General features: G+C 52.4%; 18 protein-coding genes. 3 read left to right on the plus strand and 15 right to left on the minus strand.

From position 1 onward, the window contains the following. Window positions 1-22: 22 nt before the first annotated feature. From HF685_RS03465 to HF685_RS03480, 4 genes are all read right to left on the minus strand, one after another. Window positions 23-430, minus strand: a complete 408-nt coding sequence (locus HF685_RS03465) for a DUF3617 domain-containing protein (RefSeq protein ID WP_168818317.1) — start codon at window positions 428-430, stop codon at window positions 23-25. Window positions 431-579: 149 nt separating this feature from the next. Beyond that, window positions 580-1,482: an Hsp33 family molecular chaperone HslO gene (gene hslO / locus HF685_RS03470; RefSeq protein WP_168818318.1), complete on the minus strand. Its 903-nt coding sequence runs from the start codon at window positions 1,480-1,482 to the stop codon at window positions 580-582. Then, the gene (argF, locus tag HF685_RS03475; RefSeq protein ID WP_168818319.1) at window positions 1,482-2,408 is read right to left on the minus strand and encodes an ornithine carbamoyltransferase; all 927 of its coding nucleotides are present in this window, start codon (window positions 2,406-2,408) and stop codon (window positions 1,482-1,484) included. Before argF ends, hslO begins: the two co-directional genes overlap by 1 nt. Beyond that, window positions 2,405-3,592, minus strand: coding sequence for an aspartate aminotransferase family protein (locus HF685_RS03480; protein ID WP_168818320.1), 1,188 nt, complete (start codon window positions 3,590-3,592; stop codon window positions 2,405-2,407). Before HF685_RS03480 ends, argF begins: the two co-directional genes overlap by 4 nt. A 257-nt stretch (window positions 3,593-3,849) precedes the next feature. Between HF685_RS03480 and katG the strand changes: the two genes are divergently transcribed. Next, complete coding sequence (gene katG, locus HF685_RS03485; RefSeq protein ID WP_168818321.1) at window positions 3,850-6,042, plus strand: catalase/peroxidase HPI; 2,193 nt, start codon at window positions 3,850-3,852, stop codon at window positions 6,040-6,042. Between the two features lie 186 nt (window positions 6,043-6,228). Here the strand turns inward: katG and HF685_RS03490 are convergent, their stop codons facing one another. From HF685_RS03490 to HF685_RS03540, 11 genes are all read right to left on the minus strand, one after another. Next, window positions 6,229-6,600 (minus strand): GFA family protein, encoded by a 372-nt coding sequence (locus tag HF685_RS03490; RefSeq protein ID WP_246218723.1) that lies wholly within the window; start codon window positions 6,598-6,600, stop codon window positions 6,229-6,231. Next, window positions 6,597-6,926 (minus strand): DUF423 domain-containing protein, encoded by a 330-nt coding sequence (locus HF685_RS03495; protein WP_425500171.1) that lies wholly within the window; start codon window positions 6,924-6,926, stop codon window positions 6,597-6,599. The genes HF685_RS03490 and HF685_RS03495 overlap by 4 nt, the downstream gene beginning before the upstream one ends. Before the next feature lie 13 nt (window positions 6,927-6,939). Continuing rightward, a complete protein-coding gene (gene glmS / locus HF685_RS03500; protein ID WP_168818323.1) occupies window positions 6,940-8,763 on the minus strand; it encodes a glutamine--fructose-6-phosphate transaminase (isomerizing) in 1,824 nt (607 codons plus the stop codon). A gap of 17 nt (window positions 8,764-8,780) precedes the next feature. Next, window positions 8,781-9,161, minus strand: a complete 381-nt coding sequence (locus HF685_RS03505) for a PIN domain-containing protein (RefSeq protein ID WP_168818324.1) — start codon at window positions 9,159-9,161, stop codon at window positions 8,781-8,783. Then, on the minus strand, window positions 9,158-9,520 hold the full coding sequence (locus HF685_RS03510) for a ribbon-helix-helix domain-containing protein (RefSeq protein WP_168818325.1): 363 nt from the start codon (window positions 9,518-9,520) through the stop codon (window positions 9,158-9,160). Before HF685_RS03510 ends, HF685_RS03505 begins: the two co-directional genes overlap by 4 nt. A 37-nt stretch (window positions 9,521-9,557) precedes the next feature. Continuing rightward, window positions 9,558-10,238, minus strand: coding sequence for a homing endonuclease associated repeat-containing protein (locus HF685_RS03515; protein ID WP_168818326.1), 681 nt, complete (start codon window positions 10,236-10,238; stop codon window positions 9,558-9,560). A 1-nt stretch (window position 10,239) separates the two neighbouring features. Next, window positions 10,240-11,592: a bifunctional UDP-N-acetylglucosamine diphosphorylase/glucosamine-1-phosphate N-acetyltransferase GlmU gene (glmU, locus tag HF685_RS03520; protein ID WP_168818327.1), complete on the minus strand. Its 1,353-nt coding sequence runs from the start codon at window positions 11,590-11,592 to the stop codon at window positions 10,240-10,242. Between the two features lie 83 nt (window positions 11,593-11,675). Then, window positions 11,676-12,725 carry a nucleotidyltransferase domain-containing protein gene (locus HF685_RS03525; RefSeq protein ID WP_168821175.1) on the minus strand — a complete coding sequence of 350 codons (1,050 nt, stop codon included), beginning with the start codon at window positions 12,723-12,725 and terminating at the stop codon, window positions 11,676-11,678. Continuing rightward, window positions 12,725-13,585 (minus strand): HprK-related kinase A, encoded by an 861-nt coding sequence (locus HF685_RS03530; RefSeq protein WP_168821177.1) that lies wholly within the window; start codon window positions 13,583-13,585, stop codon window positions 12,725-12,727. Before HF685_RS03530 ends, HF685_RS03525 begins: the two co-directional genes overlap by 1 nt. A 5-nt stretch (window positions 13,586-13,590) precedes the next feature. Beyond that, complete coding sequence (locus HF685_RS03535) at window positions 13,591-13,890, minus strand: HPr-rel-A system PqqD family peptide chaperone (protein WP_168818328.1); 300 nt, start codon at window positions 13,888-13,890, stop codon at window positions 13,591-13,593. A gap of 91 nt (window positions 13,891-13,981) precedes the next feature. Continuing rightward, entirely contained in the window at window positions 13,982-14,320 is a 339-nt protein-coding gene (locus HF685_RS03540; RefSeq protein ID WP_246218811.1) for a hypothetical protein, read from the minus strand. 320 nt (window positions 14,321-14,640) lie between these two features. On the opposite strand from HF685_RS03540, the gene HF685_RS03545 reads away from it, so the two are divergent. After that, the gene (locus HF685_RS03545; protein ID WP_168818329.1) at window positions 14,641-15,909 is read left to right on the plus strand and encodes an ATP-binding protein; all 1,269 of its coding nucleotides are present in this window, start codon (window positions 14,641-14,643) and stop codon (window positions 15,907-15,909) included. A 113-nt stretch (window positions 15,910-16,022) separates the two neighbouring features. Continuing rightward, on the plus strand, window positions 16,023-17,063 hold the full coding sequence (locus tag HF685_RS03550; protein WP_168818330.1) for a substrate-binding domain-containing protein: 1,041 nt from the start codon (window positions 16,023-16,025) through the stop codon (window positions 17,061-17,063). Window position 17,064: the final 1 nt, after the last annotated feature.

Consider the following 17,064-nt stretch of genomic DNA (forward strand, 5'->3'; position numbering starts at 1 on the left):
ATAGTTTCTGGAGTAATTAAAGTCAGCAAGCGCCAGTTCTACGACCTTCTGCAGAAAAAGAGAATGGTGAGCCGCTAGAAATGCCCTGGGAATTCAGCTGGATCAATCCACTCGATTCGCGCCGAATTTCCGTGACACCATGTCCAAGATTTCCGCATTTGTAACTAACGCGGAGGACGTTTGGCTTGTCTTCGATGACATAGCGAGTACATTTGGCACTGCCGTGTTGAACTTGCAGAAGCAATTTGGCATCACCAAGACAAATGCGCTTACTGCTATCTGACGCGCCACGTTCTTTCAGAGTCCAGCTGCCCTTTTGCAGGCCATCTAAAAGCGCAAGGTCCGGTGCTTGCGCCGGTGCTGCTACGGTGAACGCAAAAAACGCTACGGAAGATAATCCGGCTGTTTTTATCAAATTCAAAAACTTCATGCCCCTACTCCGTGTGGTGATCGAGAATCGCAAAATCGCCTCGAATCAGATTTTTATAGCGCCCAATTGTGGCAATTATCGCGTCCAATTGCGGCCTTCGATAGGACTTTTTGGACAAATCACCGCGTTAACCAGGATATTGAACAAATTTAATTGTTCAGGCTCGCGCCCGAGATGATGAACTTCTTGCTGCAAAACGCGCAATCAATCGAAATAGTTCCATCTTCGCCAATCATATCTTCCTTATCTTCTTTCGGAAAACGCGCAATGACGTCCCGGATATGATCTTCATTACAGCGGCAAGCCTTAACGCACGGTTTACCGCTCAAAACCCTCACTTCGTCGCTCTCGCTGAACAATCGCCATAGCAAATCTTCCAGCGCAAGCGCTGGATCAGTGAGCTCATTCGGCGTAACGCTACCGCCCATGACCGCGACATGCTCCCATTCGGGATGATCCATCCGAACGTGCAGCCGTTCTTTGCCGTCCTCACCTTCCGGAAGATACTGTACCAGCAAGCCACCCGCCACGCTGTGCGCACCATCACAGTTCACTGCGACACGGATTATTGTCGGCAATTGCTCAGATTGAAGAAAATAATTCTGAACTGCCTCCGAAAGGCTTGCACCTTCTAACGCAACAATGCCCTGGCTCCGGCCCCGTGGCGGCGGCTGGTCAAAGGTAATCGCCAGATAACCTTTACCAAAGAGTGCCATCAGGCTTGGTTCGATAGGCTGCAAAGCTAATCGTTCGGCATCAAACTGCACATAACCACGCAGCCCACCGTTTTTATAGTCACATGCCAGCAGGCTGATAACGCCGCTTTCTGTCTGTGCCTGCAATGTGAGCTGCGAGCCTTCATCCTTTAGCAAGCTGCCCAGCATGGCGGTAAGGCAAACTGCCTCGGCCAGAAGGGCTTTGATCTGCTCAGGGTAATTATGTGCCAGCAATATCTCATCGAGCACCGTACCCAAGCGAACTGCCCTACCGCGGCAATGTTTTGCCGGGATGGAAAAGGAAAGCGTTTGATCTATAAGCGAGATATCTGCCATTAGATTTGATTGAACACCCATCGCAAAACGGATTTTTGTGCATGGATGCGGTTTTCGGCCTCGTCCCACACGACCGATTGCGGCCCGTCGATTACCGATGGCATGACTTCTTCACCGCGGTGAGCAGGCAGACAGTGCATAAACAGCGCGTCCGACTTGGCCTGTTCCATCATCACGTCATTAACCTGATAGGGCATCATTGCAGCCATTTTATTATGGACATGCTCCTGCCCCATCGACACCCATGTATCGGTAATGACAACATCTGCGCCGCTGACCGCTTCCATCTCATCTCGATGCACGGATATTTTTACGCCCGCAGACTGCGCGGTTTCGATAAAAGCCTGATCAGGATCATAGCCTTGCGGACAGCCGATACGGACGTTGAATTTCATCAACCCTGCCGCCTCAACAATCGAGTTGAGTACGTTGTTACCATCGCCAAGCCAGCACACCTCCAGTCCAGGCAACGCTTTACCACGCTCAACGAGTGTTAGTAAATCCGCGACTATCTGGCAGGGGTGCGATAGGTCAGTCAGGCCATTTATGACCGGCACAGTTGCATTGGCAGCAAGTTCTTCAATTTTCGCATGATCATCTGTGCGGATCATGATTGCATCGCACATGCGCGAAAGAACTTTCGCGGTATCGGCAACCGTTTCCCCGCGTCCCAGCTGCATGGACCCGCTATCCATCACAATGCTGGTGCCACCCAATTGGCGAATAGCGACATCAAAGGAAACACGCGTGCGGGTGCTGCTTTTTTCAAAGATCATGGCGAGCACATGGCCAGCTAATGGCGCATCTGCATCCACCTTGCCTTTCGGCCATGAAACACGCGCTTCTTTCCGGTCAATCGCATCGGCGATCATCATTGCGATAGCATCACCACCAGCGTCTGAAAGGTCTAGAAAATGTCGGATCACGCTGCCTCCGGCTGAACATAGTCAGCCGCTCCTGCAGATAATTTTTCGATGAACGTCGAAATTTCAGCATCAGTAATATTGAGTGGCGGCAATACACGCAAAGTATCGTCTCCCGCAGCGACGGTCAGCAATCCGTGGTTATCACGCAGATGACCGACAAATCCTCTGGTCGGATGAGTCATCATGATACCGAGCATCAGGCCCTCGCCTCGCACACCTTCGAACAAGTCCGGATAATTGCCAATAAACTGCTCAATCGCCGCTCGGAGTTTATCACCCATCGTACGGACATTCTCCAGAAACTCGTCATTTGCGACGACATCCCAAACCGCGTTGCCAGCAGCCATAGCCAAAGGATTGCCTCCATAGGTCGAGCCATGGGTACCCACAACCATGCCGCGTGCCGCTTTTTCTGTCGCCAGGCAAGCACCGAGCGGAAAACCGCCGCCAATGCCTTTGGCGGTTGCCATGATATCAGGCTCAATGTCGTAAAGCTCGTGCGCATAAAGCTTGCCGGTCCGCGCCACGCCGCATTGCACTTCATCAAGCACCAGCATCAGATCATGCTCGTCGGCAAGATCGCGCAAACCTTCCATAAATTCTTGTGAAGCCGGACGCACGCCACCCTCTCCCTGGATGGGTTCTACAAGAAAACCTGCGGTATTCGGACCGATGGCCGCTTTCGCGCCATCCAGATCATCAAATTCGACATATTTGAATCCGCTCAAAAGCGGCGAAAATCCATGGTGCATCTTCTCCTGGTTGGACGCAGAGATCGTTGCCATTGTCCGTCCATGGAATGCATTTTTAAAAGTGATAATCTCAAACCGTTCACTGTCTTGCGACTGGTGATAGGCGCGCGCTGCTTTTATTGCGCATTCCACCGCTTCCGCACCACTGTTAGTGAAGAAAATCGTGTCCGCAAACGTTGTATCGACCAGACGCTGGGCGAATTTCTCTCCTTGTGGACTGCCGTAAAGATTGGAGACGTGCATAAGAGTTGCGGCCTGCTCTTGTATCGCCGCAGTCAGATGCGGATGGCCGTGTCCCAATATATTGACCGCAATACCGCTGGCAAAATCTAAAGCACGACTGCCATCCTCGGAAATCAACCAAGCGCCCTCGCCTCGCACAGGACGAAAACCACACCGGGGGTAAACGGGCATTAGCGGGGTGATCGTCATGTGAATTTCCTTTCACGAGAAAATAGAAAAGGCGACCCGCATGGCCGCCTCCTTCGATCTGCAGCTTATATGCCTGATCCGGATGGCGGTCAATCATTGCAGCAGATCACGTCAGTCCATCCTGCCGAACTTTCAGGTAATCGATTATATCAATCAACCAGAGTGTTTTAATTGATTTTGCTGACTGAAACTTTCGCGTTATGGTGATGCCATACTAATAGTTTCGAAAACCCCTGAAAATCATAGGAGATACTCACATGGACATGAAAACCGGAGAAATGAGCGGAAAATGCCCTTTTACAGGAAGTGACGGCGGCGTCCGCGGATTGCTCGGTCGCACCAACAAGGACTGGTGGCCTGATCAGTTGCAACTCAACATCCTCACCCAGAACGGTACTTCTCCCGATCCGATGGGCGAAGATTTCAATTATGCCGAAGCATTTAAATCAATAGACTATGCAGCGTTGAAGGCTGACCTGACCGCATTAATGACCGACAGCCAGTCCTGGTGGCCAGCAGACTATGGTCACTACGGCCCGTTTTTTATCCGCATGGCATGGCACGCAGCGGGCACCTATCGTACCGCAGACGGTCGCGGCGGTGCCAGCAGCGGGCAACAACGCTTTGCGCCGCTGAATAGCTGGCCCGATAACGGCAACCTCGATAAAGCGCGCCGCCTGCTTTGGCCCATCAAACAAAAATATGGCAACCAAGTTAGCTGGGCCGATCTGTTCATTCTGACCGGCAACGTCGCCATTGAATCCATGGGCGGACCGGTATTTGGCTTCGGCGGCGGCCGCGCCGATGTGTTTGAACCGGAAAATGATATTTACTGGGGCACGGAAGAAGTAATGGTCGATTCCGGTGCCGAAACCCGCATTCAGCCTGATAAAGAATGGGATCTGGAAAACCCGCTCGCTGCGATCCAGATGGGCCTCATTTATGTCAATCCAGAAGGTCCGGGCGGCAACCCTGATCCGCTACTATCTGCCCGCGATATGCGCGTCACGTTTGAGCGCATGGCGATGAACGACGAAGAAACCGTCGCTCTTACCGCTGGCGGTCATGCATTTGGTAAAGCGCACGGCGCAGTTGATCCAGAAACGCTCAGCGGCGCACCTGAATCAGAAGCACTCGAGCTTATGGGCTTTGGCTGGATGACCAATCCCGATGAAATCGGGAAAGGCCATACCACGACTTCCGGTATCGAAGGAGCCTGGACCAATACACCAACGAAGTGGACGGGTGACTATTTCCGTCTGTTGATGGATTATGACTACGAGCTAGTCCATTCCCCGGCAGGCGCTCAGCAATGGCAGCCGATCAACCAGAAGGAAGAAGATATGGCACCAGATGCCCATGATCCTTCCAAAAAAGTCCCAACCATGATGACGACCGCCGACATGGCTCTGAAAATGGATCCGGACTATCGCAAGATTTCGGAAAAATTCCGTAACGATCAAGCGGCGCTGGATGATGCATTTGCCCGGGCATGGTTTAAACTTTGCCACCGCGATATGGGTCCAAAAGTTCGCTATATTGGTCCGGAAGTTCCTGCTGAAGACTTGATCTGGCAGGATCCTATCCCTGCTGGCTCCATGCCGAGTGGCAGTGATGTCTCCTCGTTCAAATCAGCCATTCTGGGCAGCGGCCTGACTATCTCCGAACTGGTAAAAGCAGCTTGGGCATCCGCTTCCACTTACCGCAAGTCCGACCATCGCGGCGGTGCCAATGGCGCGCGCGTTCGTCTGGCCCCGCAAAAAGGCTGGGCGGCAAACGATCCATCCGAGCTGTCAAAAGTTCTGGACAAAATCGAAGAACTGCGTGGTAATCTGTCCTTAGCAGATGCTATCGTTCTGGCCGGAACCGCAGCGGTTGAAAAGGCAGCGACAGATGCAGGCTTTAATATAAGCGTGCCTTTCACTGGTGGACGCGGTGATGCGACAGACGAGCAGACCGATGCTGAAAGCTTTGAGCCACTGGAACCAAAAGCCGATGGTTTCCGCAATTATCTTAGCACCAAAATGAGCGTGAAAACCGAAGAGTTGCTGCTCGACAGGGCCAGCTTGCTTGGGCTGTCCATTCCGGAAATGACAGTCTTGGTTGGCGGTCTTCGTGTTCTGGGCGCCAATACAGGTAACAGCAAGCATGGCGTGCTTACCGACAAGGTAGGTCAGTTGACCAATGACTTCTTCGTCAACCTGCTCGACATGGGTACGGCATGGAAAGTGGTCGATGGCAGTGGTGACGAGGAATATGTCGGCAGCGATCGTGCCAGCGGCGGCGAAAAATGGCACGCAACGCGCACCGACCTGATCTTCGGCTCAAACTCGCAACTGCGCGCCGTTTCCGAAGTCTATGCCCAGTCCGACAATGGTGAGAAATTCGTCAAGGATTTCGTGGCCGCTTGGACCAAGGTGATGAACGCGGATCGTTTTGATTTGGCGTAACACAGACTTGAAAAATTAGGGTCGCAAACCCTATAGACGGTTCGTATCGCCCCCCGATACGGACCGTCTTTTTTTTGTTGCTTAAATTGCTCGATGCCGGTGACACTGTGTTCGGGACTTTACCCGGAATCTTGGAGAGCGGTTGCTGCTTAAAGAAAGCTCCGGCTCAAAGGTCGGAGCACAGACTCACTCCAGCCCAGCCTTAGCCTCTTCCCAATTCTGCCCATCAAATGCGACAATGACCGGCTCCAACCCATGCCCGGTATCAAGGCAGTTATAATTCACACTCCAGGCATCAGGATGCGAACGTGGCTGGTAAAAGCATTTCACCCCGCAATGCTTGCAGAACAAATGATCCGCCTGCCCACTGCCAAATTTATAACTCGTAAGCGCGTCCTCGCTGGATAGCAGCGTAAACCTCTCGTGCGGCACGATAAGATGAAGAAAACCGGTTCGGGAACAGATTGAGCAGTTGCAGTCGAGCAGCCCGGGCTTCGGCTCAATCGATGCTTCAAAATGAACGGCGCTGCAGTGGCAGGAGCCGGTGACTTTCATCATCCGCCGCGCACACCTGAATAAGCTAACCACAACCAACCGCCAATAAGCAATGCGCCACCGATAGGCGTCACTGCGCCAAGCCAGCGAGGAAAACCAAGCGCCATTAAATAGAGCGTTATGCCAAAAACCGCCCCTCCAACTACAAATAACCATGCCGGGCCGCGAAAGTCGCATTGCAAAGCAAATAAAGCGGCGACGACATGAACAAGCTGGTATTGCGCGCCGGTCTTTAGCCACTCCGCTGCTTCACCGCTTGCGCCATGTGCGCCAAAAGCTCCCGCTGTGACAGCTAAAGCGCCGGAAAGTGCTGCAAGAATTAGGAGCAAATTCAAAACCCTATCACTCCACCGTCACACTTTTAGCCAGATTGCGGGGTTGATCGACATCGGTCCCCTTCGCGCAAGCCACGTGATAGGCCAGCAACTGCACCGGCACGGCGTAAACCAAAGGGGCAATAAGAGGATGCACTTTCGGCATTTCAATGGTCGCCATGCAGCCGTCTCCGGCTTCGGCAATACCCTCTGCATCGGAAATCAGCACAACCTTGCCGCCGCGCGCCATCACTTCCTGCATATTGCTGACGGTTTTTTCAAACAACGGCCCGGATGGAGCGAGCACGATCACCGGCACCGCTTCGTCGATCAACGCGATCGGTCCGTGCTTCATTTCACCGGACGCATAACCCTCGGCGTGGATATAACTAATTTCTTTTAGTTTCAGCGCACCCTCCAACGCCAAAGGGTAATCCGGACCGCGCCCCAGATACAGCACATCACGTGCAGGTGCGATCAGATGCGCCATGTCAGCAATGTCTGCGTCATGAGCAAGCGCAGCGTTGAGAGCGGCAGGCGCTTCGGTCAAATGCATCACCACATCGCGCTCCTCATCGCGGGTCATTTTGCCTTTGACGACGGCCAGATGCGCAGCCAGGGCGGCCAATACCGCTAGCTGGCAGGAAAACGCCTTGGTCGATGCCACACCAATTTCAGGACCAGCATGGGTTGGCAGCAACAAATCAGCCTCACGCGCCATCGAACTGGTCGGGACGTTAACGACAACCGCGATTTTCTGGCCCTCGGCTTTCGCGTGACGGAGCGCCGCCAACGTATCGGCCGTCTCCCCCGATTGCGAGATAAACAGCGCCAGACCGCCTTGTTCCAGCACCGGATCGCGGTACCGGAATTCGGACGCAAAATCGAGATCAACGGGAACCCGCGCAAATGTCTCAAACCAGTATTTCGCAACCATGCCCGCATAAAAAGACGTCCCGCACGCCACAATAGTAACGCGCTTAATATCTTTCAGATCGAAATCCATTTGCGGCAAAGCAACCTGCTCTTCCAATGGCCGGATATAAGACCGCAGCGTTTGGGCGACCACAGTGGGCTGCTCAAAAATTTCTTTTTGCATATAATGCCGGTAATTGCCCTTTTCGATGGTTGCCGCCGACACGCCGGACGTCGTGATTTCGCGCTCCACCGGCTCGTTATTCTCGTTATAAATCGCAGCACCATCGCGGGTTACAACAACCCAGTCGCCTTCTTCCAGATAAGCGATTTTCTGCGTCAAAGGCGCCAGAGCCAATGCGTCCGACCCCAGATAAGTCTCGCCATCTCCGTAACCGACAACCAGCGGCGACCCCAATCGCGCACCAATCAGCATATCGGGATGCGACTTGAACGCGATCGCCAGAGCAAAAGCCCCGCGCAGCATCGGCAGAACCGCTTTCACTGCGTCTTGCGGCGATTTTCCTGCTTCAACCTGCTCGCTAACCAGATGCGCAACGACTTCGGTATCGGTTTCGCTTTCAAACGTTCTGCCCCGCGCGGTCAGCTCATCACGAAGAGTCTTAAAATTTTCGATTATCCCATTGTGAACCAGAGCTATTTCATCGGTCGCATGGGGATGCGCATTATTGGTGGTCGGCGCGCCGTGGGTCGCCCAGCGTGTGTGCGCAATCCCGGTATTACCCGCAGCATCATCGGTTTTCAGCACCTGCACCAGACCCGCCAGCTTGCCCTCTGCGCGGCGGCGGATGAGCTGACCGTTATGCACTGTACAAACGCCCGCGCTGTCATAACCGCGATATTCCATGCGTTTCAGGCCGTCCACCAACCGGTCCGAGACAGCGTCCTTGCCAACAATTCCAATAATTCCGCACATAGAGTTCAGGCTTTCTTTTAGAGCGTATAGGGTACGCGGATGCCCGGCATATTGGCCGGAAAATCCTTTGTATTTCGAGTAACTAACACGCGGCCCCGAATGAGCGAGGTCGCGAGAATAATGGCGTCAGGCGATTTAAGCCGGGGACGCTCCCGGCGCAAGGCCGCAGCGCGATGAGCGATTTCATCATCAATTTCATCAAGGCCAAAGCGTTCGAGAAACTGGGCAGTCTCACGGACAACATCGTCACTACCTTTGGAAAGCGCCTCGATCCAAGCCATCCGGCTAATCCACATACGCGCGCCACTTGCGGCGATCCGTGACATTTCATGAAATGCCGGACGATGTCCCAAAAGCGCGTCGATCAGGATATTGGCGTCCAGACTATAACCGCTCACAGCTTGGTCTTCTTGGACTCAGAAATCTTTTTTTTAGTGAGCGCCAGATAATGCGCTCTTTCCTTGTCATCTTCCTCTGTGAAACAGTCGGGTGATTCAGCGCGGACTTCGTCATAATCGTCATCCCAGGGGCGGGTCCATTCCGCGCGCCGCTTCCGGTCATATTCATCTGCATTCATGCCGATGCCGTGCTTTGCCCAAATACCAAAACCAGCCTCTATCCAGTCCTTGCTGACTTCGGCGCGATATTCCGCCACCGCCTCCCGCAAAAGCTGCGCCCGCGATTTGCCCTGCTCGGCAGCAAGCGCGTCGAGCCATTTCACGTCTTCTTCAGGGAGGTCAGCTAGGATACGAGCCATAATGATATACTGATATCATATCGTGATATCATGTCAACTAGAATGCATTTGATTTTCCGATATTACATACCGCACAAAGCGTCTGAAGGTTCTCTTCTGTAGTTTCACCACCATTCGACCATGCTAGAATATGATCGACGTGCAATAAGCATTCAGGTGTTTTGGCAGGGCTATCGCCGCACATTTGACAAATACAATTATCACGAATGAGTATTTTTGCCCGCAGCCTCCAATTTACATCTCTGGCTGTTCGTTTTTTCATGACGTTTGGCTTCGTGTCTTCCAATGTATCGTTAGGAAGAGTGGTCACTGGCGTGTCCAAATATTCTGCAAAAGCAAGTAAGGCTCCGTTCCAAGATCCAAATCGCTTCTCGTATGTACCACTTGAGAATTTAGATCCTTTGGATTTATTCGACATTTCTTTCCCAAAAGGTTGGCGACCTAGTTTCGTCCACACCTCAATAAGATTCTCAAACAGCTCATCATTTGAGATGTCTTGGCGATTCTTGACTTTCAGGCCGGCTGCCACCAAGGCTTTATTCCAGCTTCCAAACTTACGTATCACCGTACTTGCACCAAACGCCCCTCGTTCATCGTATTGAATTCGGGTCAAAGACTTTAATTTAAGTTCGTGGGCAACAGAACCGATATCCTCCAAAATCTCAGTTTCAGGAATATTCCTTCGTCGCAATCTGATACGATATTTTTGATTGTCCAAATTACTTCCCAGCCTTCTTCTTGGCACTCGCTTTATTAAACCGGTCTGCCCAACCTTCTTTCGCGGTCTGCTCCGCCCGCACCAGCGCAAGATCACCGGCGGCCACGTCCTTTGTCAAAGTCGCCCCTGCCCCGACAATCGCGCCGTCTCCGATATTCACCGGCGCGACCAACGCGCTGTTGCTTCCGATAAATGCGCCTTTACCGATCACAGTTTTATATTTGAAATAGCCGTCATAATTGCAGGTGATCGTGCCCGCACCGATATTGGCGCCCTCGCCCACTTCGGCATCGCCCAGATAGGTCAGGTGATTGGCCTTTGCGCCCTTGCCGAGCGTGGCTTTTTTCATCTCGACAAAATTGCCGACTTTCGATCCCTCTTCCATCACCGCGCCGGGGCGTAGTCTGGCAAACGGGCCTACCTTAGCGTTCGCGCCGATGGTAGCGCCTTCGATATGGCTATGGCCGTAGATCGTAGCGCCGCTGGCGATCGAAACGCCGGGGCCAAAAATAACATTGGGTTCTATGATGACATCTGAAGAAACCTGCGTATCACTTGAAAACCAAACAGTTTCCGGTGCAATTAAGCTGACGCCATCGGCCATTGCCTGCGCGCGGCGGCGTTGTTGCCATTCCCCCTCGACGGCGGCGAGTTCCGCGCGGCTATTGACGCCGGCAACTTCCCATTCGGCGCATTCGATGACAGCACAAGCGCGGTTTTCAGCCAATGCGACAGTCACCATATCGGGCAGGTAATATTCCCCCTGGGCATTGTCATTATCAACGCGCGCCAAAAGCCCGAACATATCTTCCGAACGCGCCAGTAAAAGCCCGCTATTGCAAAGGTTCACGCCGCGTTCGGCTTCGCTGGCATCTTTATGCTCGACCATTTTACTAATCAGGCCATTTTCGGAAATAATCCGTCCGTAAGCCTTTGTATCGTCGGGCCGAAAGCCCAGCACGACACAAGCGGGTTTATCATCCTCATGCAATCGCGCCACCATTGCCGAAATAGTCTCTGGCTGCACCATCGGGACATCACCGAAACACGCCATAATATCGCCGTCAAACCCCTCAAGCGCGGGCTGCGCCTGTAATACCGCGTGGCCTGTGCCGAGTTGTTCCGACTGAACCGCAATGTCCACTGGATAGTCCGCCACAGCGGCTTCGACCTGTTCGCGTTTGACACCCACTACCACGACCGACCGGTCAATATTGGCCGCAGCAAAGCTGTCCAGCAAGTGATGCAGCATCGGTTTTCCGGCAATCGGATGCAGCACTTTATGCTTTTCCGATTTCATCCGCGTGCCTTGTCCGGCGGCCAGTATTATGGCGGCTAAGGGGCGATTACTCATGCAGGAACTCCGAAATTAAATGTGCAGCTATATAGTTTCATACGCCCATGCCATGCAGCGCGGGCCGATGCCAGCCTGTATCTCTATTTGCTATGTGCTGCGACACCTTTGCGCCATTTGGTCCACAAGTGCCTTGCCAGCATCAGCGGCGGCATACGCAACCAATGCGAGCGAACGTAAAACGCGAACCGAGTGAATTTTCGCGTTTCGCGACCATAGCCGTCGCGGGCAAGCAGACGGCGAACGAAAAACCTATCTCTGAACCGGCGATTATATCGAACTCTCATTGGCGATTTATATTCTATCAAGGGTGTTCCATATAACTGGTTTGCCAACCTTAGCGCTCCATTAACAGGCTTAGACAACTCATGAAGCCATGCTTGTTCCGCGATATGCAATAAAAAATCGGGATATTCATTGGTAAATTGACGAACCAATTGGTCAATGTCCCAGAGATTTCTCAGCCCCCCTGCCAAGTCACCATCTGCCATCAAATGCGCTGCAGAGTGTACTATCATATCGCCGGGATCGAGCACGTCTAATCCGGTATCAAGCCCTACCGCGCAATCCATCATGTTTGCGGCATCCGGCTTTGGCTTTGCGGTCAGCGGCAATATCGTATGGTGCACGTCGATCATCCGGTCCCGCTCGCGATGAATCAGCGGCGGCAACTCATGCATGTGTTCGCGATAATATTGATCGTCATAGGGGTCTGGTTTCACCCATTCCCATCCTGCATCAAGAAGCGCTTCTTCTACTTCCTGCAACTTGTCACGCGCCACCATGATGTCCAGATCACCGATGCTGCGGCCAATGCCCGCCTGCAAATTCGCAGCGACATAGGCGGTGCCTTTCATTAACACGACCTTGCAGTCCAAATCCGCGAGCGCACGCCTGGCGCAATCCGCCTCCCAAAGCGCCTGTTTTCGCGCCAGATCATGCGCTTCAATTGCGTCTTGCAGGATTGGTTTTACTTGGTCTGGAACATCAATGTCACGAAGCCTGTGTGCCAAACTTCCCATTAGGGACTCAGCCCGAGCGATACTGATAAGCTGCGTCCACCCTGCTCCATTCAGCGAAGCCACGCTCGATGGGTCACGCAAGGCGCGGACCAAAGACATCGCATCGCGCATCATGTGAGGTTTTTCCAAAGCTTGTCGATCATTGCGATCGCTTCCTCACCCGACTGATAGTCCATCGCCCGGGTGGGAACGCTATCCACAAACCGCGTCAGAGCATGAAACCCGGTCTCGCCCAATGCGACGTAATTGGTCGAAGCTTGGGTGAGACGAACGAAAATTTCCGATTTGCCCATATCGCGCAATGCCGCGTCATAGCCGAAGCGGGGAAATAGCAACAACGCCGGTTTTGCAGGCCGCTTTTGAGCCTCCATCGCCTCCATGTTCGGCACCACATGGCGGATGTCACCTTTCGGCGTGTCTTTCATCAACGGCCCAAACCGGTCTTCAGATATCAGTTTTTGCATCGCGCCAATGGCTTCGTTCTTCAAACTGATGAGGCGCGGAAATGGATGGATATCGCCAGTGGCCGGACAAACCAGAGCAAATTCATCTCCCATGAATCGCCAACCACGCTCTCCCAGCATGGCGGATAAGGTTGATTTACCGGAACCGGAAAGACCTGTCATTAACAGCGCCCGCCCATCTTTTTCAACCGAGCTGGCATGGAGCAATAAATGCTGTCGCCAACCCAGCGCCATTTGCAAGTTCATCCCCATTTCAGCCGCGAGCAGACTCTGTTCGAGCGGCAATGGCGCTGCATCCGGCAACCAATAATCGCCGCTAATATGGACCGACGGCCTGATAAAGCGCCGCCACGGTTTTTGTGCTTCTAGCCGAACTGTGAAGTCGGCAAAGCCGTCTTCCGGCTTAGGATATGCTTTATACAGATTATTCAGCAACTCAACCGGTTGTCGCCATTGCGAGGCTATTCGAAACCGCGCCGGGCCTATACTGAGTAATGCTTCATGCATGTCGCTCACGCAGCGCTGACCCGTTCGACCAAGCCCAGAACGCGAAGCTCCTCCAAACGGGCGATCAGGACGTCTTCCACTGAGCCGCCTTCCAAAGCGTCACCGTCCAGATCAAAGCTATCCACAAGCCGCGCACCAATCTCCAAGACGGAGAGAAGCTCCTGTCCCATTACTTCCAAAATCGCCGGAATGGGGTCTGCAACTATATGGGTGATACCGGACGCTTTCTGGAAAATCAGCGTCATGCTGTCCAGATCATGCTGAATGAGTTCAGCCGGTATCAAAGCCTTGTAAAGCGCAGTCATTTCTGGTCACTAGCAACTGAATTAAAACAAGTCAGTGCGCTAGCATGGAAATATTAATATTCGTTTGGATTTTCGGTAGTGACGAAACCGATTATCGCGGCATTTGCAACGATGCATAACAGGTGAAACCGCTCTGTCCGGATTGCAACCTGCGGATGTAGTTCACATAAGCCTTGGATTGATCGTAAGAGGTGCCTGGCAGAGAACGACCATTCATCGCACGCTTCACTTGTTCGCCGGTAAAATTGCGACCTGCTGGCGGGAAAGCGCCCGGTGTGTCGGGTGAGACAATTTTGCCATCGGGTGCAATATAGCCGCCAGCCGCGTGATTACCGGGCACCGGAATCTCGCAATTGAGCACGGAACCGGCGGTTTGCGCCAAAGCTGGCTTAATGCTGACCACAGCAGCGGTGGTGACTGCGCCCATCATCAATGCACGGCGGCGTGATACAATGCCACGGTTTTCAGCCGCGTCATTGCGTTGCTCAACATTTCCGTCATTTTCAGTCGTCATATCAACATCTGCCAAAACTGTTCTGGAGCGGCCCAGAATTTTCATCAATCATTTCATAAGCCGGAAAGACGTTAAAGGCGAGTAAACACTGCTACGCCTGATCGCCGCGTCCATATTCGGGACAAATCCGGAAAATGTTTTAACACCGGGATAATTCAAGATAATTCGGGATGATCTCGAAATATCATTGTCAGTATCGCGCCGGTCAGCCTAAACACGGGACGGAACATGTCAAAATGAGCTCTCTTTCCCCCTTCCGGATATTTATCGCGATATTGCTTACGATATTAGGCGCGTTGATTTCAGCGCAATCAGGCAGCACTCTTGCGCAAATTATCATTATGTCAGCGGCGGGGATAAGCGCAATCGCCATTGCGATATATGATAGTCCTGACAAACACATAGCCGACAAAATTCTTCTGGATCGCCAGAGAGAGCGCTACATCTCTCAAGGGCGCATTGAGGCCTACCAAAACCTGATTGATCCTCTCAGTGATCCGGTCATGCTCATTCGCAATGCGAAAGTTGCGATGGCGAACGCGTCTGCCCGGAAAATTCTCGGCAACCACATTGTTGGAGAAGATGTCCGGGTGGCTATCCGTCACCCCGCAGCGGCTGATCGATTGGCAAATCCGGAAACCAATCATTCAGGAGAACCAATATTGCTGGTTGGTGTGGGAAGCGCCGAGCAGAGATGGGAACTCAGAATAAATTCACTCAATGATGGCCTCAAACTTGTCCAGCTTTCCGACCAGAGTAGCAGCTATGCTGCGGAGCGCATGCGGACCGATTTTGTTGCCAATGCCAGTCACGAGCTACGCACTCCGCTTGCCGCAATTAAGGGCTTTATAGAAACCTTGCAGAATCCGGCAGCCGGTAAGGATGATGATACAAGAGCCAGATTTCTTAAAATTATGTTCGACGAGGCAGACCGGATGCAACGACTGGTTGAGGATCTGATGTCGCTTTCGCGAATCGAAGCAGAGAAGTTTCAGCTGCCAAATGAACCTGTCGATCTTTCGAAGTTAATAGCAGAATCCAAGGGTTTCTTTTTGAACAGTCGCGGCAAAAAAGACCGGGATTATCTAGTCGATTTGCCAACTAACATGCCCTTCATAGTCGGTGACAGGTCTCAATTGGCGCAACTGATCCAGAATCTGGTGAGCAATGCATTTAAATATGGTAGGAAGGGGACACCCATAAAGGTTCACGCAACGATAAATCGATCAGGGGCGATATTGAAATTGTCCGTATCGGATCAAGGTGACGGGATCGCGCCCGAACATCTTACGCGATTAACCGAACGCTTTTATCGCGTCGATAAAGGCCGAAGCAAGGCAATTGGAGGCACGGGCCTCGGGCTGGCGATCGTAAAACATATCGCTGAACGCCATGGAGGAAGATTAGAGATAAGTAGCGTTATCAGCCAGGGAACAACCGTATCCGTTTTCTTACCCATTGCCAAATCAGCCGCAGACAATGCGGATGTAACAAATGAGTCATAAAACCGTAATATCAGGGACATTGCGCGGGCCTAAAAATGACTCACTCGGACGGCAAATAGAAGCCACGATTCTGAGTATTTGATATTCTTATCTCAATTTACGGGGACTTCATAATGTTGAAAAAAATCGCTCTAATAGCGGTATCGTCGCTTGCGCTTGCCGCTTGTCAGGATCAGGCATCTGGCGGCCAAGGTGGTACACGTAGCGAAATCAGAATCGTCGGTTCATCCACAGTTTTTCCTTTTGCTAAAGCGGTCGCCGAACAGTTCGCCGGCAGTGGCAACACTTCACCCATTCTGGAATCAACCGGAACCGGCGGCGGCATGAAATTATTTTGCGCTGGCGTTGGCGCAGACACACCAGATATTGCCAATGCTTCCCGGCGGATGAAGGCGTCCGAGTTTGAGGATTGCAAGAAAAATGGCGTGACCGATATCGTCGAAATCCAGATCGGAATCGACGGCATCGCCATCGCACAAGCGAATGATGGCATAAAATTCGCTTTGACACCCAAGCAGGTTTATGAAGCGATCGCAGAAAAACCTTATGGCAAGAAGAATGAAACCAAGAAATGGTCAGACGTTGATTCATCTCTGCCAGATATCGCTATTAGTGTTTATGGCCCTCCCTCAACATCCGGTACCCGCGATGCGCTGACCGAACTGATCATGGAAGTCGGATGTAAAACCGACGCCGCGACCAAAGCGCTTAAAGATTCCAACGAGGATGAGTATAAAGCGATCTGTCATGACGTGCGCGCAGACGGGGCCTATATTGATGCCGGTGAAAACGATAACCTCATTGTTCAGAAGCTGAAAGCCAATCCGAATAGCGTCGGTATTTTCGGTTATAGCTTCCTGGAGGAGAACACCGATAGCGTTCGCGGCATTGCGGTCTCCGGCGTTGAACCGACTTATGATGCGATCGCATCTGGCAGTTATCCAGGCGCGCGACCCCTTTACATCTACATGAAGAAACAACATGTCGGTGTCATTCCGGGCTTGGCGAATTATGTAACCGAATTCGTTAATGCAGGTGGCAAGGATGGCTATTTGGTTAAGGCTGGCCTTATCGCATCTCCTGATGATATGCGTGCCAAAATGACGGAGGCGGCCAAGAGTCAGCCAACGTTGACCGGTTCAGAATTGAAATAAT

It is taken from the genome of Parasphingorhabdus halotolerans, assembly GCF_012516475.1.
GTDB classification, from domain to species: Bacteria; Pseudomonadota; Alphaproteobacteria; order Sphingomonadales; family Sphingomonadaceae; genus Parasphingorhabdus; species Parasphingorhabdus halotolerans.

Coding starts and splice junctions, on each gene's coding strand:
- HF685_RS03465 (WP_168818317.1), bottom strand. CDS start 430: ATGAAGTTTTTGAATTTGATAAAAACAGCCGGATTATCTTCCGTAGCG.
- hslO (WP_168818318.1), bottom strand. CDS start 1,482: ATGGCAGATATCTCGCTTATAGATCAAACGCTTTCCTTTTCCATCCCG.
- HF685_RS03480 (WP_168818320.1), bottom strand. CDS start 3,592: ATGACGATCACCCCGCTAATGCCCGTTTACCCCCGGTGTGGTTTTCGT.
- katG (WP_168818321.1), top strand. CDS start 3,850: ATGGACATGAAAACCGGAGAAATGAGCGGAAAATGCCCTTTTACAGGA.
- HF685_RS03490 (WP_246218723.1), bottom strand. CDS start 6,600: ATGATGAAAGTCACCGGCTCCTGCCACTGCAGCGCCGTTCATTTTGAA.
- glmS (WP_168818323.1), bottom strand. CDS start 8,763: ATGTGCGGAATTATTGGAATTGTTGGCAAGGACGCTGTCTCGGACCGG.
- HF685_RS03510 (WP_168818325.1), bottom strand. CDS start 9,520: ATGGCTCGTATCCTAGCTGACCTCCCTGAAGAAGACGTGAAATGGCTC.
- glmU (WP_168818327.1), bottom strand. CDS start 11,592: ATGAGTAATCGCCCCTTAGCCGCCATAATACTGGCCGCCGGACAAGGC.
- HF685_RS03525 (WP_168821175.1), bottom strand. CDS start 12,725: ATGCGCGATGCGATGTCTTTGGTCCGCGCCTTGCGTGACCCATCGAGC.
- HF685_RS03530 (WP_168821177.1), bottom strand. CDS start 13,585: ATGCATGAAGCATTACTCAGTATAGGCCCGGCGCGGTTTCGAATAGCC.
- HF685_RS03535 (WP_168818328.1), bottom strand. CDS start 13,890: ATGACTGCGCTTTACAAGGCTTTGATACCGGCTGAACTCATTCAGCAT.
- HF685_RS03540 (WP_246218811.1), bottom strand. CDS start 14,320: ATGATGGGCGCAGTCACCACCGCTGCTGTGGTCAGCATTAAGCCAGCT.
- HF685_RS03545 (WP_168818329.1), top strand. CDS start 14,641: ATGAGCTCTCTTTCCCCCTTCCGGATATTTATCGCGATATTGCTTACG.
- HF685_RS03550 (WP_168818330.1), top strand. CDS start 16,023: ATGTTGAAAAAAATCGCTCTAATAGCGGTATCGTCGCTTGCGCTTGCC.